The sequence below is a fragment of the Cyanobium sp. Morenito 9A2 genome (genome assembly GCF_024345575.1).
Classification (GTDB): domain Bacteria; phylum Cyanobacteriota; class Cyanobacteriia; order PCC-6307; family Cyanobiaceae; genus ATX-6F1.
Map to the genome: position 1 here is coordinate 482,675 of NZ_JAGQBJ010000001.1, position 20,445 is coordinate 503,119.

A 20,445-nucleotide genomic window follows, 5' to 3' on the forward strand; every position below is an offset into this window, starting at 1 on the left:
ACCCCTTGGGCTCTTGGTAGTCGCCGCTACACGTGAATCTGAAAATACAGGGATGAAGCTGAAAGTTGCGTGAAAGCGTTAGCCAGAAGCCCCTACTCCTTCCCTATGGTCAGCTATTGCCAGCGCTCGCCCCTCCATGGCCGTTTCTCTCACCAGCCTTGAAGTGCTCCTTCAAGACTGGAGAACCCAGCTCACGGCCTGGTCGATCGACGGCAGCCTGCGCAGCGCGGCCCGCACCGCCCTGCGGCTCCCCGATGGAGCCGATCCCGCGGCGCTCACCGGGCTGATCGCGGCCTGGGCCGCGGGCGATTTCGCCGGTCTCCCGCCGATTGAGGTGCTCGATGGCTCGGTGCTGCCCGGGGCGGCGGGGGCCTATGCGCTCAGCACGGGCACGATTTATCTCAATGGGGCTTGGCTGGCATCGGCGAGTGAGCAGCAGGTGATTGCCGTGCTCACGGAGGAGCTGGGGCATCATCTGGATGGGTTGTTGAATGCCAGTGATACGCCGGGGGATGAGGGGGAGTTGTTTGCAGCATTGATCGTTGAGAAAGAAGATTCTTCTATCGCGTGTATTCGAACCATTTCAGATAACGATCACGCATTATTGCAACTTATTGACGGCAGAATAGTAGAGATCGAGCAATCAGTGCCATCCGACTTTGGAGTCAATCTAAACACGCCAAATTATACTAGCAACAGATTTTCAGGCACCACCGCACAGTATGGTTTCCAATGCACAACATATGCTTATGGCAGAGCGCTAGAAAAAGGTCTATACAGTGCAAATTTTAGCATATTCAACGCCCTCAATAACACCTATCCTGCTCATGGGGGTCTCTGGGATGATATCACAGGTGTGCAGAGCAAGACCCCCGTTGCAAATTCATTTATTGTATGGGACCCATTTACTGGCGGGACAAATGCAGAAGGGCATGTTGGCTTTGTTGAGCAGGTATTGGCTGATGGAACCTTGGTGGTAACTGAAGCGAACTACCCATCAGGAAGCACTTGGAGATCAATAAACATATCTCCTGGGACTTCTCGTTACACATCTGCAAAGTTTATTCGACTTGATGGTGGATCAGCGACTCCACCGTTGACCACACCAGAAGGCACTGACGATCGCTTAAAGCTGCCCATCTTCGATCCAGCGTACTATCTCGCAGCCAACGCCGATGTCAGAAATGCTTATGGGTCATCTAATATTGAAGGTGCTAAATCACATTGGCTTCAGTTCGGCATAGCAGAAGGCCGGCAAGGCTCATTAGTGTTCAATCCAAAGTATTACCTTCAGCAATTTCAAGATGTTGCCAATGCCTATGGCGCCACCAACTACGCCGGTGCCATCAGCCATTGGCTGGAGTGGGGCCTGAACTTTGGCCGCAGGGGTTCGGTTGAATTTGACCCTATTTATTACATGGCAGCTCACCCGGATGTGGAGCAAGCCTATGGGGTGATGAACTTCAGTGGTGCCATCAGTCACTACTACCAGTGGGGCAAGCCCGGTGGCTGGTATGGATCCGAATGGATCACGGATTCAACAGCCTTTCAGCTTGGGTATTACCTGGCCAATAACGCAGATGTCAAGGCCGTTACCAACAATGCCAATCAGGAGGTGGAAGCCACCCGGCACTGGTATTTCAACGGCATCAATGAAGGTCGCCGGGGTTCTCCAGAATTCGATCCAAAGTTTTATCTCGCCAAGTATGAAGATGTGCGAGCAGCCTATGGAGACAACAACTATCGCGGCGCCCTAGACAACTATCTGTTGTTTGGTAAAGCTGGTGGCCGAATCGGAGCGGACGATACGCCCCGCACCCTCTCCATCAACGATGTTGGTATCATTGAAGGAAGTTCAGGTTCCCAATTCCTCGTCTTTACAGTATCTCTCAATATTGTTTTCGGTGACCCAGTTGCCGTGAGCTACAGCACGGCCAATGGAACCGCCACAGATGGCAGTGACTACAGAGCAATCAGTGGCAGCCTGAGTTTCGCTCCGGGAGAAACATCAAAATCGATCAGTATTGAGATCTTTGGTGACAACACCTTCGAGAGCGATGAAACATTCACAGTGAATTTAAGTGGGTCCTCCAATGCCTCCATCGTCAAAGGGCAGGGTGTTGGCACGATCGGTAACGACGATCCGCAGATTGTGAACGAGGGCAAAGCCACCTTCTCCCTTGCGGGCACCCCAACGGTTGGTCAGATCCTTACAGCGTCCAAAACTTCAGACGACCCAGATGGGAATGGCAGTTTTAGCTACCTCTGGCAATCCAGTGCCGACGGGAATTCATGGGTCAACATCGGCAGCAATTCTCCCACGCAGCTCCTTGGTTTTGCCGAAGCTGGCAAACAAGTTCGAGTCAATATCTCTTACATCGATGGCGATGGTTTTGCCGAAGTAGTGTCCGCGCCTCCCCTTCTCGTCGGACGTGGGGCTGTTCTGGCCGCGATCGCGGGAATCACCGACAACACAGGCTTGATTCAAGGAGCGATCGCCCCCGCAGGTCGCACAGACGATCGCACCCCCACGATCACCGGCACCTTTTCAGCGCCGCTTGTGGCGGGTGAATCCGTTCGGATCTTTAACGGAACCAGCCTCCTGGGGAATGCAGTGGTCAACAACACCACTGGAACCTGGAGCTACACCCCCACCCTGCCCATCACACCCGGCACCAGTTATTCGATCACCGCCCGTGTGGCCGATGCCGCCGGCAACCCCGGCCCCGCGTCAACGGCGCGCCGCTTCACGCTCGATGCCACCGCGCCGCTCACCACCGCAGCGATCACCAGCGTCAGCGATAACGCTGGGCTCCTCCAGGGCACCGTCGCCCCGAGTGGTCGCACGGATGATCTGGCCCCCACGATCACCGGAACTGTCTCCGTCGCCCTGGTGAGTGGCGAAACCCTGCGGATCTTCAATGGCGCCGTCCTGCTGGGGAATGCCACCGTCAACAACTCCGCCAAGACCTGGAGTTACACCCCCACGCTGCCGGCCACTACCGGCACCAGTTATTCGATCACCGCCCGTGTGGCCGATGCCGCCGGCAATCTTGGCGTGGCCTCAACGGCGCGCAGGTTCACGCTCGATACCACCGCGCCGCTCACCACCGCAGCGATCACCAGCGTCAGCGATAACGCTGGGCTCCTTCAGGGCACCGTTGCCCCAGGTGGTCGCACGGATGATCTGACCCCCACGATCACCGGAACTGTCTCCGTCGCCCTGGTGAGTGGCGAAACCCTGCGCCTCTTCCATGGCAGCACCCTGTTGGGCAACGCCACCGTCAACAACTCGGCCAAGACCTGGAGTTACACCCCACCCTGCCCATCACACCCGGCACCAGTTATTCGATCACCGCGCGCGTCGCCGATGCCGCGGGCAATCTTGGCCCCGCTTCTGCCGCACGCAGCTTCACGCTCGATACCACCGCGCCCTCGATTGTTTCGTCTTCGCCCTTCGATGGGGCCATCGGTATCGAGTCAGCCGCCAACATTCGCCTCACCTTCTCAGAAGACATCCAGCGCGGAACGGGCACCATTCAGTTGCGTGTCGGATCGGCCGCTGGACCGATCACCGAAAGTTTTGATGCCGCCACGAGCACTCGGATCAGCCTGAGCGGCTCGGCCGTCACGGTCAATCCCACCAGCAACCTGGCGCCCAACACCCGCTACTTCCTCACTTTCCCAGCAGGTTCCCTGGTCGACACCGCCGGCAATCCGTTCGCCGGCACCAGCACCTATGACTTCCGCACCATCAATGCCGTTTCTGGGAGCTCCACCAACGACATCCTCTCCTTCACCAGCACCGTCGATCGCCTCACTGGCCTGGCCGGCGGTGACACCTTCCGGCTCACCTCCCTGAGCCATGCCCTGCTCCCCACCGCAGCGGGCACAGCGATCGATCGGATCAGCGATCTGGTCACCGGCCTCGACGGCATTGACGCCCCGGTCGCCCGCGCCCTGGCCGCGGCGGTGAACCCCGTGGCTCTGGGGTCGGTGGCTGAGCTCAGCCCAGCGGCAATCGCGGCGCTGCTGACGACCACCAGCTTCACCGCCCTCACCACCACCTCCAGCGGCGGCGCCGCCACCTTCTCTTTCGCCGATCCAGTGGCCGGCACCCGCACCTTCCTGGCGATCAACGATGGCGTTGCCGGCTTCTTCGCCGCCACCGATTCCATCCTCGAGATCACTGGGTTCAGCGGCAGCCTGTCGGCGTTGCAGGTGTTCTGAGCCGTCATCCAACGCTGACCGGCTGCAGGGGCTGAACACAAGCGCCCTGCCAGCACAGGCATCGATGGCCTCTGGTCGCCAGCCGGTCCCAGGTCGGCTGGCGCGACGGAGCCCACCCTCCCTCACAGAAAGCGCAATATGCCGTTACAATCGGGCAACAACCGTTCACAACAATTCCCATGGGTGAGTTGCTGCAGAGTACCGATGGCGCCTTCAGCAGCCTCAGCCTCGTTTCCGCCCTGGCAAGTATGGCGGCCCTTGCCTTGTTTGCCCTCTTCCAGAGCGCCAGTGAAAACGATGACGACGATTCCACCCCCGGCGGCGGCCTGATGCAGCCAGTGGGCAGCGCCGCCTGAGCTCCGTTGGCCGGACACATCCGGTCGGATCTTCCCGGCCACCCTCGCTTCTGAAGGTCACTTGGTGGCCACAAGCTGGTGGAACGCTCCAGCCCCGCCCATGGAACGCCCGCCGGCCTTGCCGGGCCGCTGCTGCAGGAGACGATCCTTGGAGCTGTTGCTCGCTCTGGTTCTTTCACTGCTGGCTCCGATCACGGCCGCAGCCGCCTCAGACAACCACTGGTGGGCCATTGATCGCCTCCGCCAGCAGCTTTCTGCCCACGGGGTGCAGGTGGTGCAGCGCAATTGCGGCCAGCAGGGCTTGCAGGGGCTATACCACCGGCCCAGCGACACCATCGTGATCTGCAGGGTGCACGACGCTCCGTTGGCGGTGTGGAACACCCTGGCCCATGAAGCCACCCATCGCATGCAGGTCTGCCTGGGCGGGCCGATCACGGACCCGCGGCACCGCCCGTTGATGCTTACGGCCCTGGCCCGGACCTCGCCAGAGGAATGGCGCTCCCTCCAGAGCTACCCGGCCACGGAGCGCCTCAGTGAGCTGGAAGCGCGCTACACAGCCCAGCTGCCCCCCGAGCAGGTGCTCCAGCTGTTTGAGCTCTATTGCGGTCGGCGCCCCTCCCAAGGCCTCGCTCATTTCACCCCTCCCCTGCCATGAACAGCACAATTCTTTCTCTGCTGCTGAGCGCCTTGGGCCCATTCAGTGGCTTCGGGGGTGGTCTGCTTCCGGGCCTTGGACTCGGGATGGGGTCAGGATTCGGGGCCGGTTCGGGTGGCGTCCTCCAGCCGTGGCCGGGCGCCTACGGCGCTGGTTCAGGCCGGGGAGGGGAACCGCTGCAGGCCTTGCCCGTGCAGACCCTGGCGCTGGTGCGCTGCCTGCACCAGGAGGGGATGATCGGCGCGGAACAGGCCCAGCAGTTGATCGAGCGGCAGGGCTGGCGGCGCGGCTGGCCAGTCGACTGGGCGAACAGCATCGGTCCCGGCCAGGTGGATCAGATGCTCATCGCTGCCGGGGGCTGCCGCCCTCTGATGGCGGCGCTCCAGCGCAACGGCAGTCGCGTCGTCACCCAACCGGGCGCCGCGCCCTCCTGGGACGGCAATCCCGGCCATGACCCAGGTCTCAACCCCAGCCAGGGGGGCAGCCTGAGTGAAAACGAGGGATTCGGCCTGGCGCCATACCGCTGAGCGGAAGCAAGGGGCTCGGCTGGCGAAGCGACCCGCGACCTACTTGATGCCCAGGGCCTCGGGCAGGTTGGCGCTGGTGGGGTTGTAGATCTTCCTGGCGTTGCCACCGGCCGCAAGCACCTGCTTGAGCAGGGTGGTTTCCGCCGCCCGGTACTGGCTGTCCTTGCGCGTGCCGATGTCCTCGAGCTTGAGCTTCTGGGCGTCGGCTTCGCTGAGCTTGGCGGACACATCCGGAGCGATGCCGTGGTGGTGGATGTCGCGGCCGCTGGGGGTGAGGTACTTGGCGATCGTGACCGTCATGCCGGAGCCATCGGAGAGGCCGCGCACCGATTGAACCAGCCCCTTGCCGAAGGTCTTCTGACCCACCAGCACCGCCCGCTTGTTGTCCTGAAGGGCGCCGGAGAGGATCTCACTGGCGCTGGCGGAGCCCTCGTTCACCAGGATCACCAGGGGGCGCTTGGTGAGGGCGCGGCCATTGGCGCGCTTGATGTCCTGGATGCCGTCGCGGGTCTTGGTGGAGACGATGATCCCCTCATCAATCCACTGCCGAGCGATGGCGATGCTGGCCATCAGCAGCCCACCGGGATTGCTGCGCAGGTCGAGCACGTACCCCGACACCCCTTTGCTCTCCAGGTCCTTGACCGCCGCGGCCATGTCCTTGGCGGCGTTGGCGTTGAATTGTTTGAGGCGGATGTAGCCCACCTTGCTGCCATCGGGGGCCGTGTTGATCTGGTGCTCGACGGCGTGCAATTCGATGCGCTCGCGCATCAGCGGTGTGTCGATCAGCTGCCCCTTGCGCCGCAGCTGGATCGTCACCTTGGTGCCGGCCTGGCCGCGGATCAGCTTGACCGCGTCCTCGGTGCTCATGCCCTTGGTGCTCTTTCCGTCGATCGAAACGATCACGTCCTTGGGCTGCACACCAGCCCGGGACGCCGGGGAGCCGTCGATGGGCGAGACCACCACCAATTCCTTGGTTTCCTTGTCAAGACTCAGTTGGATGCCCACCCCGGAGAGTTCTCCGGAGGTGTCGATCTGCATCTCCTTGAACTCGCGCGGATCAAGGAAACGCGTATAGGGATCGTCGAGGGTCTGGAGCATCCCCCGGATCGCCTCGTAGCTGTCTTTGGTGTTGCCGTAGCTCTTGGCCAGCAGATCACGTCGCAACTTGCGCCATTGTTCCGGGGTGTATTTCCCCGTGGTGTCCAGGTAATCGCGGAAGACGATTTGCCACGCCTGGTCCATCACCTCCTTGGGGCTGTCATTGATGAGGCTGGCCAGGCTGGGGGGGACGAAGCTGCGGCCTCCGACCAGGGCGGTGGCGGCGAAGGCGCCCACTCCGGCCAGCACGAAAAGGGTGGTGCGACCTTTGGCCATCGTGCGCCGGCTCCTGAGCCTTTGAGATGAACTCAAGCTAGTCCCCGTCCCGGGGGCTGTCGTGGTCGTAGAGCCGAATCCTGTGCGGAGTCCCCGACTGAATGTGTCCGCTGAAACGTCTCGGTCGTGACCGGGAGGCGCAGGCCCTCGAGCTCAGGGATCGACCCAGCGGCCGTCCTCCTTGATCAGAGCGATGAGCGCCTCGACACCCTCAGCCTCCGGCACCCGGCGGATCTCGTCACGGCCACGGTAGAGGGAGATGGTGCCAGGGGTTTTGCCCACGTAGCCGTAGTCCGCATCGGCCATTTCACCAGGTCCGTTGACGATGCAGCCCATCACGGCGATGTCGAGGCCGGTGAGGTGGGCCGTGGCGTTGCGCACCACGTGCAGCACCTCCTCGAGGTTGAACAGGGTGCGGCCGCAGCTGGGGCAGGCCACGTACTCCACCATCGTTTTCCTGAGGCCCAGGGCCTGCAGGATCGAATAACAGACCGGGATCTCCTTCTCGGGCGCCTCGGTGAGCGAGACGCGGATCGTGTCCCCCAGGCCCTCGGCCAGCAGGGTGGCGATGCCGGCGGTGCTCTTGATGCGGCCGTAGTCGCCGTCACCCGCTTCTGTCACACCCAGGTGCAGGGGGTAACGGAAGCCTTCGCTGTCCATGCGGTCGGCCATCATCCGGTAGGCGGCCAGCATCACCGGCGCCCGCGAGGCCTTCATCGAGACCACGATGTTGTGGAAGTCGAGGCGATCGCAGATCTGGATGAACTCCATGGCGCTCTCCACCATCCCCAGGGGGGTGTCGCCGTAGGTGAACAGCATGCGCTCGGCCAGGGAGCCGTGGTTGACGCCGATGCGCAGGGCCTTGTCCTGCTCCTTGAGCAGGCTCACCAGCGGTTCGAGCGTGGACTGGATGCGTTCACCGATCGTCGCCACTTCCTCAGGCGTGAACTCGGTGCGGTTGGGGTCGGGCTTGTCGAACACATACAGGCCCGGGTTGATCCGCACCTTGTCGACGTGCTGGGCCACCTCCAGGGCGATCTTCAGGCCGTTGTGGTGCACATCGGCCACCAGGGGCACGGGGCGGTAGCTGTCTTCGAGGCGCTGGCGGATCTCCCCCACCGCCCGGGCATGGCCCAGGCTCGGCACCGTGAGCCGCACGATCTCGCAGCCGGCTTCGTGCAGGCGGCGGATGCCGGCGGTGGCGCCGGCGATGTCGAGGGTGTCTTCGTTGATCATTGACTGCACCACCACCGGGTGCTCGCTGCCCACCCACACATCACCCACCCGCACACTGCGGGTCTTGCGGCGGGTGATCACCGTGGCGTAACGGGGGTCATTGGCCCAATCACGGGGGCGGCCATCTGGGCTGCCGCCAGGGGTGCCGCCTGGGTAGGAGGTGTCGGGACGGGCCAGGGTGCCGGTCATCGCGCGGGGCCGGGGAGCTGGGACCAAGCCTGTCACAAGCGGGGTTCAACCGCCTGAATCCAGCGGTGGGGCGAGGTCATCCAGGCGCTTCAGTCGGGCGTGCACCGCCCGCAGGTCGGCGGCGGTGAGCGCCCGGGGGGAGCCCGGTTCGATCGAGCCGAAGCGCAGCAGGTAACTGGGGTGCAGCAGGGGCATCACCCAGCGCGATCCCCAGGGGCGCCACTGGCCCCGCAGGCGGGTGATGCCGCCTTTGATCCCCAGCACCCCGTCGAGGGCACTCGCCCCCAGCAGCAGCACCAGGGCAGGGTCCACCAGCTCCACCTGCCGGTCCAGCCAGGGCCGGCAGGCCGCCAGCTCCGCCGCCGTGGGCTTTCGGTTGCCCGGCGGACGGCACTTGACCACGTTGCAGATGTAGGTGTCCTGGGCACTGTCGAGGCCGGCGGCCACCAACAGAGCCTCAAGAAGCTGGCCGGAGCGGCCCACGAAGGGCAGGCCGCTGGCGTCCTCCTGGGCGCCGGGGGCTTCGCCGATCAGCATCAGTCGGGCGGAGGGATTGCCCCGGCTGAGCACCACCTGCTGGCGCCCTTCGGCCAGGGGACAGCGACGGCAGCCGGCGCAGTCGGTGCGCAGGGCCTTCTCGGGGTTGTGAGCGAGGGCCATCCATCCCTGCCGGGGAGTGCATGGTGCCGTAGCGAAAAGCCCGACCTGCACCGATGGGGGGCAGGGTATGGGGCAGGATGTCTTTTTCCCAGGCGCTCCTGCGGTGGAGTGCTGTTTGCGATGCGGCGCCCGTTGCGGCTCTCTGCACGGGCTGAAGCTCTGCAGCCCTCCCTGACCCTGGCAATCGCCGCCCGCGCCAAGCAACTGCGCGCCGACGGCCAGAACATCTGCAGCCTGAGCGCTGGAGAGCCCGACTTCGACACCCCGGCATTCATTCGTCAGGCGGCCACGGCGGCCCTGGAAGCCGGTCACACGCGCTACGGCCCGGCGGCCGGTGAGCCGGACCTGCGCGAGGCCATCGCCGCCAAGCTCACGGGCGAAAACGGTGTGCCCACCGAGGCCGCCCAGGTGCTCGTCACCAACGGCGGCAAGCAGGCGCTCTACAACCTGTTTCAGGTGCTGCTCGGCCCGGGCGATGAGCTGCTGCTGCCCTCACCCTTCTGGCTCAGCTACCCGGAGATGGCCCAGCTGGCGGGTGCCTCGGTGCGGCGGCTGCCCAGTGCCGCCGCCGAGGGGTTCTGCCTCGACGCCGCCCAACTGGAGGCGGCGATCACCCCCGCGAGCAAGCTGCTGGTGCTCAACAGCCCCGGCAACCCCACCGGTGCCGTGCTCAGCCGCAGCGAGCTCGAGGCGATCGCCGCGGTGTTGCGCCGCCATCCCCAGGTGGCGGTGGTCTGCGATGAGATCTACGAATTCCTGCTGACCCCTGGCCAGCAGCACCACAGCTTCGGGGCGGTGGCGCCGGACTTGCTCGATCGGGTGTTCATCGTCAACGGTTTCGCCAAGGGCTGGGCCATGACGGGGTGGCGGATCGGTTACCTGGCAGGTCCCCAGGCGGTGGTGGCCGCCGCCAGCGCGTTGCAGAGCCAGAGCACCAGCAACGTCTGCAGCTTTGCCCAGTACGGCGCCCTGGCGGCGGTCAGCGGCCCCCGGGATTGCGTCTGGGCCATGGCCGAGCAGTTCAACCAGCGCCGCGCCCTGCTCACAGCCGGCCTGCAGTCGATGGCCGGGCTGACCCTCACCCCCCCCTCGGGCGCCTTCTACGCCTTCCCGGATGTGAGCTCCTACGGGCTCGATTCCATGGCCTTCAGCAATCGTTTGCTGGAGCAGGAGGGTCTGGCGGTGGTGCCAGGGGTGGTCTTTGGCGACGACCGTTGCATCCGCCTCTCCTGCGCCGCTTCCCCTGCCACGATCAGCGATGGCCTCGAGCGGCTCGAGCGTTTTCTGGCCAGCCTCTGACCTCACCCCCCCCCCTTCACCCCAGCCCCGATGCGCATTCGACAACCCCGGGCCCTGGCCTGCGCCAGCTTGAGCCTGGTGTTCACGGCGGCGGCCGCGACAACCGTTTGCGGCGGCCTGATCAGCCGGGCCCAGGCCCAGGTCAAGGCTGTCAATCCCACCCCCGCCACCAACCGGGTTCTGCGCATCGGTGCCATCCCTGACCAGAAGCCGGAGAAGCTGAATCGGCTCTATGGGCTTTTGTCCAATGAGCTAAGTCGCCAGTTGGGTTTCAAGGTCAGATACGTGCCCGTGACCGACTACGCCGCCGCCGTGACAGCGTTTCGCACGGGCGATCTGGACCTGGTCTGGTTCGGTGGCCTCACCGGCGTGCAGGCCCGCCTCCAGAAGCCCGGCGCCCGGGTGCTGGCCCAGCGGGACATCGACGTGCAGTTCCACAGCGTCTTCATCGCCAACGCCCGCAGCGGCCTCAAGCCGGTGCTCAATGTGAAGGGTCTCAGCCAATTGAAGGGCAAGCGCTTCACCTTCGGCTCCGAGAGCTCCACCTCCGGCCGGCTGATGCCCCAGGTGTTTCTGGCGAAGGCGGGTGTGAAGCTCACGGATTTCAGCGGCGGCGCCCCGGGCTTCAGCGGCAGCCATGACGCCACCATCGCCCTGGTGCAGAGCGGCGCCTACGACGCCGGCGCCGTCAATGAACAGGTCTGGAAGAGCAGCCTGCATGACCGCAAGGTCGATCGCAGCAAGGTGATCGCGATCTGGCGCACGCCCGGCTATCCCGACTACCACTGGATTGCCCAGGGTGATCTGGACACGCGTTTCGGGAAGGGGACCACCGATCGGATCACGGCGGCCCTGGTGTCCCTGCGGCGCACCAACCCCAGCCAGGCCCCGATCCTGGAGCTGTTCGGCGCCCAGCAGTTCGTGCCGGCCAAGGCCGATCAGTACGCCACGATCGAGAAGGTGGGCCGGGAGATCGGCAAGATCCGCTGAGCCCCCCCCTGCGATGAACCTGTCCCCTGTTCTGGAACTCACGGGGATCCAGGTGCCCGGCCGGCAGCAGCCCCGCCTCTGTGATGTTTCCCTGCGCCTCGAGGCCGGCGAGCGGGTCGCCCTGCTCGGAGCCAGCGGTGCCGGCAAGAGCACGCTGCTGGCGGTGGCCAATGGTCTCCTGGTGCCTGAGTTCGGCCGGGTGCTCTGGGAGGGCCAACCCCGCTCGCGCTCCCGTCGCCTGAGCCGGCGCCAGCAGGCGCGCATCGGCACCCTCTGGCAGGACCTGCGTCTAATCGAGGAGCTCAGCGTTCAGCAGAACCTCAACGCCGCCCGGCTGGCGGTGTGGGGCTGGCCCCGGGCCCTGCTCAATCTGCTGGTGCCGGTCGAGACGGCCGCCTGTGCCGCCGCCCTGGAGCGGGTTGAACTGGAGCCGGCGCTGCTGGGCCAGCCGGTGACGGCCCTCTCCGGCGGTCAGCGCCAGCGGGTGGCCCTGGCCCGGCTGCTCCGTCAGGAGCCGTTGCTGCTGCTGGCCGATGAACCCCTGGCCAGCCTTGACCCACGGCTGGCCACGGAGTTGCTGGAGTTGCTCCTGCGCCAGGCGGAGGCCCCCCGGGCCCTGCTGCTCAGCCTGCACCGCCCCGACCTGCTGGCCGGTTTCGACCGGGTGATCGGCCTGCGCCAGGGCCGCCTGCTCTTCGATGGTCCCGTCGCTGATCTCCAGGCCGACACCCTCGCCCAGCTCTACGCCGAGGGGCCGTGATCAGCCCCCTGCGGCCGGCCCCGCCGCTGCTGCTGTTGCTGCCGGCCATGGCCCTGGTGCCCGTGCTGGTGGCTCTGCCCTTCCTGGTGCACGGGGGCGGTTGGGACCTGATCGCTCAGTTCCTCCTGGCGGCGTTGCATCCCTCCCTGGATCCGTTGGTGCTGGGATCGGCCCTCTCGGGTCTGGGGGTCACCGTGGCGATCGCCCTGCTGGGTTGGGCCTTGAGCCTCGCCCTCGGGCTGGGGGCGGGCCTGCTCAGCTCCCGCACGCTCTGGGCCACCGCCTGGGGCCTCCGTTGGCCGGCGGAACTGATCCGCCGGCTGCTGGCGCTCCCCCGCTCGATCCATGAACTGCTCTGGGGTCTGCTGCTGCTGCAGCTGCTGGGGCTGCAGCCCGCCGTGGCGGTGCTGGCGATCGCCCTGCCCTTCGGCGCCCTGGTGGCGCGGGTGGTGGCCGACCAGCTCGATGCCCTGCCCGGTGCGCGCCTGGAGGCCCTGCGCGCGGCCGGGGCGCCAGCGGGTCCGGCCCTGCTCACGGCCCTGGGGCCCGCTCTGCTGCCGGGGGTGATCAGCTACGGGGGCTACCGGCTGGAATGCGCCCTACGCAGCGCCACCCTTCTGGGGGTGTTTGGTCTGGGGGGCCTGGGCACCGATCTACGCCTGACCCTGCAGTCGCTCCAGTTCAACGAGCTCTGGAGCGGTCTTTGGCTCCTGCTCGCGACCATGCTGGTGCTGGAGGGTCTGGTGCGCCTGCTGCGCCGCCGTTGGTGCCTCCCCAACCGCTTCGGCGCCGGAGCTTCGGGGGTGGGTCGGCGCGGCCGTGAGATCGCCTTTCTCATCCTGCTGCTGTTGCCCTTGCTGCTGCTGCAGGCCCGGGCCATCGGGGTCGATCCCATGGTTCTGCTGCACTGGAATCCCCTGCCGAATTGGGGCACCAGCCTGCGGCCGGCGGAGGTGCTGGCCCTGCCCTGGGCGAGCCTGGTGGGCCAGACCCTGGGGCTCACCCTGCTGGCCGCGGCCCTGGCGGTGGGCCTGGCGCCGCTGCTGCTGCTGCTGGTGGCCCCCTGGCCCTGGGGACGGGTGCTGCTGCAGCTGGTCTGGGCCCTGGGGCGTCTGTGGCCGCCACCACTCACGGCCCTTTTGTTGCTGTTTGCGCTCAAACCCGGTCTGGTGACGGCCGCCCTGGCCCTGGGCTTCCACAATCTCGGCATCCTGGGACGATTGCTGCTGGAGGCGGCCGAGGCGGCCCCGGAGGGCGCCGAACAGGCGCTCGCGGTGGCCGGCACCGGCCCCAGGCTGGCCTTGCTCCATGGCCGTTACAGCGCCCTGGCCCGCTCCTACCTGGCCTATGGCGCCTACCGCAGTGATGTGATCCTGCGCGAGACAGTGGTGGTCGGGCTGGTGGGAGCCGCCGGGCTGGGCACCGCCCTGTTGGAGGCCCTCAGTTCGTTCGCCTGGGACCAGTTGCTCGCCCTGATGGCGGTCTATGCCCTGCTCACCCTGGTGGGGGAAGATCTCAGCGACCGCGCCCGGAGGCGTCTGCTTCGATGTCCTTGAGCCCCATTCCCCGCAAGCTGGTGGTGCTGGGGGACAGCGGCGTCTACGGCTGGGGGGACCCTGAGGAGGGGGGCTGGTGCGAACGGCTGAGGCGCCACTGGATGGGTCTGCCGGCAGGGCCCGTGCTCTACAACCTGGGGGTGCGCGGCGATGGCCTCGAGCGCCTGGCGGCGAGGCTGGGGGAGGTGGGAAGACGCGGCGAGCTCAGGCGCCAGACCCCCCAGGGGGTGCTGCTCTCGATCGGTCTCAATGACACCGCCCGGGTCGGCCGCGCCGATGGTCGCCACCAACTGGCCCCCGACGCCTTCCTCTTCGGGATGCAGCAATTGCTTCGGGAGGCGACCGCTGGGGCACCGGTGCTGGTGCTCGGTCTCACCCCGGTGGATGGGGCGGTGATGCCCTTCGCCGACTGCCTCTGGTACGACCTGGAGACCGTGCGCCACTACGAGGGCCTGCTGGAGGAGGCCTGCCTGGAAGCGGACGTGCCCTTCCTGCCCCTGCTGGAGAGCTTCACAGGCGAGCGTCAGTGGCTGCAATGGCTCTGCAGCGATGGGGTGCACCTCAACGGCGAGGGCCATCGCCGCGTCTATGAGCGTGTGAAGGCCTGGCCCGCCCTGCTGCGCTGGGCCGATCTCGAACCCCTGCACCTGCGCACGCCGGCGGTCTGAGGGGTTTCCGTCGCTGGTGGCTGGCCGGCACCGTTGGGGCCATTGGCGCTGCCAAGGGTTGGGCGTGCAGCTCGGGCGGGCGTGTGAATCGATCCAGCCCACCCACCGCTCGATCTCCCTTGAACGCCTTGCGCCGCCCCGGGGAGTGGAGCGCTGGATGCCTGGCCTGGCGGTGCTGCGCAGCTACCGCGGCCCTTGGTTGCTCAGGGATGGGCTGGCTGGGCTGGTGCTGGCCGCGATCCTGCTGACGGCGGGCATGGGTTACGCCCAGGCGGCCGGGCTGCCAGCCATCAACGGCCTCTACGCCACCATCCCCGCGCTGGTGGCGTACGCCCTGTTCGGACCGAGCCGCATTCTGGTGCTGGGCCCCGATTCCGCTCTGGCGGCGCTGATCGCCGCCACGGTGTTGCCCCTGGCAGCGGGTGATCCGGCCCATGCCGTGGCCTTGGCTGGAATGCTCGCCTTGCTCTGCGGTGGGCTTTGTCTGATCGCCGGCCTGGCGCGGGTCGGTTTCATCACCGAGCTGATCTCCAAGCCGATCCGCTACGGCTACCTCAATGGCCTTGCCCTCACGGTGCTGGTGGGCCAACTCCCCCAGCTGCTGGGGTTTGCGGTCGGGGGCCACAGCCTGCTGACGGAACTCGTGGGGCTTGGTCGCGGGGGCCTGGAGAAACAGGTGAACACGCCAGCGGCGGCCATCGGGCTGGGCTCCCTGGTGCTGATCCTGGCGCTCAAGCGCTGGCGGCCGGCGGTTCCGGGGGCGTTGGTGGCTGTGGTGCTGGCCGAGGTGGTCCTGGCCCTTCTCCCTCTGGATGTGGGCCGGGGTGTGGCTGTGGTGGGACGGCTGCCCCAGGGGTTACCGCCGTTGGCGTTTCCGGCGGTGACGCTGGCGGAGCTGCGCGCCCTTGCCCCCGGTGCCCTGGCCATCGCCCTGGTGGCCTTCGCCGACACCAGCGTGCTCCCGCGCACCCTGGCCCAGCGCAGCGGTCAGTCGGTCGACAGCAACCAGGAGCTGATCGGCCTGGGGCTGGCCAATGCCGCCGCAGGCATGTTTCAGGGTTTTGCGGTCAGCAGCAGCACCTCCCGCACTCCCGTGGCCGAAGCGGCCGGGGCGCGGAGCCAGGTCACGGGCCTGGTGGGGGCGCCCAATCTGGTGGCCGGTGTGCCCACCGCCGCCCTGGGCGCGGTGGTGATCATCGCCTCCCTGGCCCTGGCGGAGGCGAGGGGCGTTAGGCGTCTTTACCAGCTGCGCAGCAGCGAGTTTCTGCTGTCGATGCTGTGCTTTTTCGGCGTGGCCCTGCTGGGGGTGATCCAGGGAATCTTCGCGGCGATCAGCGTGGCGCTGCTGGCCTTCATCTGGCGCGCCTGGCGCCCCTGCGAGGCGGTGCTGGGGCGGGTGGATGGGCTCAAGGGCTACCACGACGTCAGCCGCCATCCGGAGGGCCGGCGCATCCCGGGTCTGGTGCTTTACCGCTGGGATGCGCCTCTGTTCTTCGCCAATGCCGATCTCTTTCGCGAACGGGTGCTGCAGGCGGTGGCCGAGGCGCCGACGCCCACCCGTTGGGTCGTGGTGGCCGCTGAACCGATCACCGATGTGGACATCACCGCCGCCGACATGCTCTCCGCCCTCGACGGGCAGCTGCACGCGGCGGGGATGGACCTCTGCTTCGCGGAGATGAAGGGTCAGGTGAAGGATCGCCTCAAGCGCTACGGGCTCTTTCAGCGCTTCGGCAGCGAGAACTTCTTTCCCACCCTGGGTCAGGCCGTGGATCGTTATCTGGGGCGACACCGGGTGACCTGGTGCGACTGGGATAAAGGAGGATTTTGAACGTGAACCTTTGGATGCTGCAGATCAGCGCCAAGATCCCTGCGCCCGTCGCGGAAAGAGATCCACAGACTGCAGGGGCGAGGGGAGTGTGTCAGGCCGTTCCTGCGACACATCCATTCCATCGTGACGCGATGAATCTACTTGAGATCAAGGGTGATTGGCATGCCTTCAAGGGCAAGCTACGCCAACGTTTTGCTGAACTCACCGATGACGATGTGGCCTTCGAGGAGGGTCAGCAGGAGGAATGGCTGGGCCATCTGCAAAAGAAGCTCGCCCAGAGCCGATCAGAGCTCGACAAACTCATTTCCAGCTTCTAGGAGGTTCATCGTGCTCCACTATGCCGTCGTCTTTTTCATCATTGCCATCATTGCTGCCGTTCTCGGCTTCGGTGACATTGCGGGTTCGGCTGTGGGCATCGCCCAGCTGCTGTTTCTCGTGTTCCTTGTGCTGGCTTTCATCTCCCTGATCACCGGCCGGCGCGGTGTGATCTGAAGGGCCCTTTCGCACCGTTTGACATGATCAGTTGCTGCGATCAGTTGGATCGGGCGGCGTCAACACTCTCGTCTCGTTCGTGATTCTTTGCCATGGTCACCATGAATCAAAGCATTCGTTTTCTGCGTCAGCTCGCCGCCTTTGGTCTCGGCCTGGTCGTCAGCCTGCTGGCCCTGATCGCCACACCCCTGCTCAACGCTCCTGCCGAGGCTGCTGACAGCACGGGCTCCAGCGCCCCTCACCTTTCCTTTGCTGCTGGCACCGTCAGCTCCGGCCGCGTCAAGGCCGTCACGAAGGATGTCGAGGGCAAGATCCAGGAATCGATCGGCAAGGTCACCGGTGATCGGGGTGATCGCCTGGCTGGAACAGCCAAGCAAGCCGAAGCCCAGGTGCGCCATGCGCTCGAAGATGTCAAGGACACGACCGGCCTCCGTTGAGCTCTCCTGCGCCCCGCCCGGTCCTGATTCCATTGGCCGTCGCCCTTGTTCAGCGGCCATCGCGATGGGGTTGCGGTGGCGGGTGGTTCTCCATCAACGAGTCGGTTCGCCGCTCATGCCGCTGATCGATCCATGTCCTCTGGGGCCGCCAACGCCATGACGTCTGTTCAGCGTCAATCGGTGGCCAGGGCTCGCTCCGAACGAGTGACAGTGGCTGCGGCCCTCCTGTCTTCCCCCGGGTGGTCTTTCGATCCAGCGCGCTCAGCCGGGCAGTCAGGAACCGACCAATCCCATGGGCAACGTCCCTGGCCCGCTGTGGAATCCCCGTCCGCTGCAGATCCAGTCTCAGGGAGTGGACCATGCCCCCAGCGACAGGACCGTGCCCGCCACGCTGGCCCTGAACGGGAGACGATCGTGCGTCCCCTACGGGGCCTGCCAACTGGCCCTTTGTCTGACGTACGCGGCAGCTGACATCACAACACCTGCGTCTGGCGTTGCAGCGATCGCGACGATCCAGCGCCCTGGGGTTGATCAAGGCGCCACCGTGATGATGCACGGGGCAAACAATGAAGCCCATTCATGACAATTCCTGCGGGATGATGGTTGTCGCTTCACTCCTTGCGACCTGGAGCTTGCCCTGGCTTTTGAGCGTCGATGGTGTCGCACCCTGATTGTCCCTGGGACGCTCAATTCCGATCCTTTGGACTTCCCCTGGTCGTTACGACGGGCACTGGCCCAAGATGGCGGGCCCCCGGGTGATCCCAGCGACGGGAAGGGCACCCATGGGGGTTTGGGGTTCCGGGGGGAACCGTGACCATGGGGATCCTCGCGATCTCATCCCTTTGGGGGAGACGAACTCCCTCCCCTGGGTGAGTGCTGTGGAGGTGGGGTCCGACGACCGTGAAACCACGGAACGTCCGGTCCCCCACCGCCAACTCCATGGCCCGTTCACAAGCCCTCCATGAGCTCAACCACACCCTGCTGCTGGCCTACGTCCGCCAGGGAGATCCCGAGGCCCGCAATCGGCTCGTGGTGCTCAATCTGCCGCTGGTGCGCAAGGTGGCCCATCAGGAAAGCCAGCGCACCGATCTTCCTTTTGAGGATTTGGTGCAGCAGGGCTGCCTGGGCCTGATCCGCGCCGTGGAAGCCTTCGATCCCGCGCGCCAGACGGCCCTGAGCAGCTTTGCGGTTCCCTACATCCGCGGCTCCATCCGCCATTACCTGCGCGATCGCCATCCCGCCCTGCGCTGCCCCCGGCGGCTGCGGGACTTGCATGCCCGTGGTCAGGCCCTGCAACAGCAACGCCTGCACCGAGGCGACCCCCCCCTGGGGGAGGCGGAGCTGGCGGAGGCCCTCGGATGCAGCGCGGCGCTGTGGCGCGAGGCGGTGGCGGTGCACCGGGCCCTGCAGGTGCGCAGCCTTGATGCGCCGGTCGGCGGTGAGGGCAGCGGTGGCGGGGGTGGGGACCCAGGGCTCCTGACCCGTCTTGATCAGCTGGCCCAGCCCGGCGATGGCGAGGCTCAGCCGCTCGAGGACGACGACAATGGGCGGCCCTTGAGTCCCTCGCAGACGGCCATGCGCGAGCGTATGGCCAGCCTGGATCCGTTGCTGCGGCAGCTGCTTGAGGGACGCTTGCTCTACGAGGCCAGCTGGCAGGAACTGGGGGACACCCTGGGCCTGCATGCCCGCATGGCCCGCCGCCGCTTCGAAACCCTGATGGAGGAGTTGCATCAGGAGCTCCGCCCCGTCCGCCCCTGACCCCTGGCGGGCACTCAGGCGATCGCCAGGGCCAGGGCCAGGGCCATGGCCAGCACGGAAGCGATCAGGGTCAAGATGGCATTCACCAGCTCGTTGCTGAGCCAGCCCAACCGCGGCTGCAGCGTGGCGCCGATCAGGCTCTCGATCAAAGTGGCCACCAGGGCCACGGCGCTCACCAACGCGAAGGCCGCCGCCCCGTTGAGCAGCCCCAGGCGCTCCATCACCAGGGCCATGAGCAGCGCCCCCGCCAGGCTGGCGACGGTGCCCTCCAGGCTGATCGCCCCCTCGGTGCCGGGGGGCACCGGGCGCAGGGTGGTGATCGCCACGGTGAGGCGTCCCCAGCGCTTGCCGATCTCACTGCCGAAGGTATCGGCGAGTTTGGCGGCAAAGCTGGCGGAAAAACCAAGCAGCAGCAGGGGTACCGGGGCCGACGGCAGCACCGTGAGCAGGGCCAGGCTGGCGCCGGTGGCGGCCGATCCCCAGACGTTCTCCGGCCCGCGCCGGCCACCCCGGGCCTCCGCCAGTCCGGCCGCTTGTTTCTCTTTCAGTCCCAGCCGGGTCACCAGCGAGCCCAGGGACAGATAGAGCACCACCGCCCACCAGCCCGCCCAGCCCAAACTGCCCAGCAGCAGGGTGCCGAGCACCCCGGCATGGACCCAGCCGGCGGGGGTGAGCAGCGGCAGCCGCTGGGCGATGGCGATCAGGGCGCTGTTGAACGCCAGGGCCCAGAACCAGCCCCAGAGACCACCGGGCAGGGTCTGGGGTGGGAGGTCGATCAAGGGGCGGCCGCGGCCTTCCCATGTTGCACGGCCTTAAGGGCGCTGCCGGCTGGGCCCTGGCGCGGCGGATAATCGAGCCATTCGCCTTGCACGGCCGGCGCCATGGTGTTCAAGCTCTTCAAGGGCAATGGTTTCCTGCACATCTTCGATGAAGCCGGTGCCAAGAAGCCTGCCGCCGTAGCCCCAGTGGTGGCACCACCGCCGGTGAAGACGGCCCCTTCCGCGGCGGCTCCAGGCGCCGCGGCTCCCCCGGCTGAACCAGGGGAACCCGCTGCCGGCACCGTGCTCACCACCGCCGAGGCGATGGCCGCCCAACTGGCCGCCGAGCAGGCCAGCCGTCCGGCCCCAAGCCAGGCCACCTTCGCCCCCGCCAACCTCACCCCCGGCGGTGCCCTGCCCCGCCGTCGCAACCGCGGCGGTGCCAACCTGGCCCCCTTCCGCGAGGTCGCCGCCAGTCTCTTCCGCAAGTAGGGCCCGACGGGATCACCGGGGCCGGCCCTGGGGCGACGACTCCGCCTGATCCGACACGAAGGCAGCTCCAGCGGGTCGCCGTGGGCGGCTTCGGCACCGCTCCGGGGCTGCTCATCGGGCCGCACCGGTAGTGGGCAGAACAGCCGAACAACCCTGACTGGCCGGAAAGCGGAGCGTCCG

The 20,445-nt window shown here is 66.3% G+C and carries 19 protein-coding genes and 1 pseudogene; 16 read left to right on the forward strand and 4 right to left on the reverse strand.

From position 1 onward, the window contains the following. Positions 1-136 precede the first annotated feature (136 nt). From KBY88_RS02565 to KBY88_RS02585, 5 genes and pseudogenes are all read left to right on the forward strand, one after another. A pseudogene (locus tag KBY88_RS02565) lies at positions 137-2,746 on the forward strand (Calx-beta domain-containing protein); the annotation flags it as partial. 728 nt (positions 2,747-3,474) lie between these two features. Further along, positions 3,475-4,230, forward strand: a complete 756-nt coding sequence (locus tag KBY88_RS02570; RefSeq protein ID WP_254938508.1) for an Ig-like domain-containing protein — start codon at positions 3,475-3,477, stop codon at positions 4,228-4,230. A gap of 179 nt (positions 4,231-4,409) precedes the next feature. Further along, positions 4,410-4,586: a hypothetical protein gene (locus tag KBY88_RS02575; RefSeq protein ID WP_254938312.1), complete on the forward strand. Its 177-nt coding sequence runs from the start codon at positions 4,410-4,412 to the stop codon at positions 4,584-4,586. Positions 4,587-4,686: 100 nt separating this feature from the next. After that, positions 4,687-5,241 carry a hypothetical protein gene (locus KBY88_RS02580; protein WP_254938313.1) on the forward strand — a complete coding sequence of 185 codons (555 nt, stop codon included), beginning with the start codon at positions 4,687-4,689 and terminating at the stop codon, positions 5,239-5,241. After that, positions 5,238-5,768: a hypothetical protein gene (locus tag KBY88_RS02585; RefSeq protein ID WP_254938314.1), complete on the forward strand. Its 531-nt coding sequence runs from the start codon at positions 5,238-5,240 to the stop codon at positions 5,766-5,768. Before KBY88_RS02580 ends, KBY88_RS02585 begins: the two co-directional genes overlap by 4 nt. Before the next feature lie 39 nt (positions 5,769-5,807). On the opposite strand, the gene KBY88_RS02590 is transcribed toward KBY88_RS02585, so the two are convergent. From KBY88_RS02590 to KBY88_RS02600, 3 genes are all read right to left on the reverse strand, one after another. Then, positions 5,808-7,142: a S41 family peptidase gene (locus KBY88_RS02590; RefSeq protein ID WP_254938315.1), complete on the reverse strand. Its 1,335-nt coding sequence runs from the start codon at positions 7,140-7,142 to the stop codon at positions 5,808-5,810. Between the two features lie 153 nt (positions 7,143-7,295). After that, positions 7,296-8,567, reverse strand: a complete 1,272-nt coding sequence (gene ispG, locus KBY88_RS02595) for a (E)-4-hydroxy-3-methylbut-2-enyl-diphosphate synthase (protein WP_254938316.1) — start codon at positions 8,565-8,567, stop codon at positions 7,296-7,298. A gap of 45 nt (positions 8,568-8,612) precedes the next feature. Beyond that, on the reverse strand, positions 8,613-9,227 hold the full coding sequence (locus tag KBY88_RS02600; RefSeq protein ID WP_254938317.1) for a uracil-DNA glycosylase: 615 nt from the start codon (positions 9,225-9,227) through the stop codon (positions 8,613-8,615). A 120-nt stretch (positions 9,228-9,347) separates the two neighbouring features. Here KBY88_RS02600 and KBY88_RS02605 point away from each other — a divergent pair, with 120 nt between their 5' ends. The 10 genes from KBY88_RS02605 (at position 9,348) to KBY88_RS02650 (ending at position 19,015) form a co-directional block, all read left to right on the forward strand. Further along, entirely contained in the window at positions 9,348-10,526 is a 1,179-nt protein-coding gene (locus tag KBY88_RS02605) for a pyridoxal phosphate-dependent aminotransferase (RefSeq protein WP_254938318.1), read from the forward strand. A gap of 30 nt (positions 10,527-10,556) precedes the next feature. After that, the gene (locus tag KBY88_RS02610) at positions 10,557-11,516 is read left to right on the forward strand and encodes a putative selenate ABC transporter substrate-binding protein (RefSeq protein WP_254938319.1); all 960 of its coding nucleotides are present in this window, start codon (positions 10,557-10,559) and stop codon (positions 11,514-11,516) included. Between the two features lie 13 nt (positions 11,517-11,529). Then, the gene (locus KBY88_RS02615; protein WP_254938320.1) at positions 11,530-12,276 is read left to right on the forward strand and encodes an ATP-binding cassette domain-containing protein; all 747 of its coding nucleotides are present in this window, start codon (positions 11,530-11,532) and stop codon (positions 12,274-12,276) included. A gap of 47 nt (positions 12,277-12,323) precedes the next feature. Continuing rightward, positions 12,324-13,832 (forward strand): PhnE/PtxC family ABC transporter permease, encoded by a 1,509-nt coding sequence (locus KBY88_RS02620; RefSeq protein ID WP_254938509.1) that lies wholly within the window; start codon positions 12,324-12,326, stop codon positions 13,830-13,832. Then, complete coding sequence (locus tag KBY88_RS02625) at positions 13,823-14,500, forward strand: GDSL-type esterase/lipase family protein (protein WP_254938321.1); 678 nt, start codon at positions 13,823-13,825, stop codon at positions 14,498-14,500. The genes KBY88_RS02620 and KBY88_RS02625 overlap by 10 nt, the downstream gene beginning before the upstream one ends. Before the next feature lie 64 nt (positions 14,501-14,564). Then, positions 14,565-16,328 carry a SulP family inorganic anion transporter gene (locus KBY88_RS02630; RefSeq protein ID WP_254938510.1) on the forward strand — a complete coding sequence of 588 codons (1,764 nt, stop codon included), beginning with the start codon at positions 14,565-14,567 and terminating at the stop codon, positions 16,326-16,328. Between the two features lie 14 nt (positions 16,329-16,342). Further along, the gene (locus tag KBY88_RS02635) at positions 16,343-16,645 is read left to right on the forward strand and encodes a CsbD family protein (RefSeq protein WP_254938322.1); all 303 of its coding nucleotides are present in this window, start codon (positions 16,343-16,345) and stop codon (positions 16,643-16,645) included. Positions 16,646-16,655: 10 nt separating this feature from the next. Continuing rightward, positions 16,656-16,820, forward strand: a complete 165-nt coding sequence (locus KBY88_RS16085) for a DUF1328 domain-containing protein (protein WP_254938323.1) — start codon at positions 16,656-16,658, stop codon at positions 16,818-16,820. A gap of 101 nt (positions 16,821-16,921) precedes the next feature. Next, on the forward strand, positions 16,922-17,257 hold the full coding sequence (locus KBY88_RS16090) for a CsbD family protein (RefSeq protein ID WP_315858083.1): 336 nt from the start codon (positions 16,922-16,924) through the stop codon (positions 17,255-17,257). A 939-nt stretch (positions 17,258-18,196) separates the two neighbouring features. Next, complete coding sequence (locus KBY88_RS02650; protein ID WP_254938324.1) at positions 18,197-19,015, forward strand: sigma-70 family RNA polymerase sigma factor; 819 nt, start codon at positions 18,197-18,199, stop codon at positions 19,013-19,015. Positions 19,016-19,029: 14 nt separating this feature from the next. On the opposite strand, the gene KBY88_RS02655 is transcribed toward KBY88_RS02650, so the two are convergent. Then, entirely contained in the window at positions 19,030-19,794 is a 765-nt protein-coding gene (locus KBY88_RS02655; protein WP_396102377.1) for a DUF92 domain-containing protein, read from the reverse strand. A gap of 102 nt (positions 19,795-19,896) precedes the next feature. Between KBY88_RS02655 and KBY88_RS02660 the strand changes: the two genes are divergently transcribed. Continuing rightward, positions 19,897-20,265, forward strand: coding sequence for a hypothetical protein (locus KBY88_RS02660; protein ID WP_254938325.1), 369 nt, complete (start codon positions 19,897-19,899; stop codon positions 20,263-20,265). The last annotated feature ends 180 nt before the right edge of the window (positions 20,266-20,445 follow it).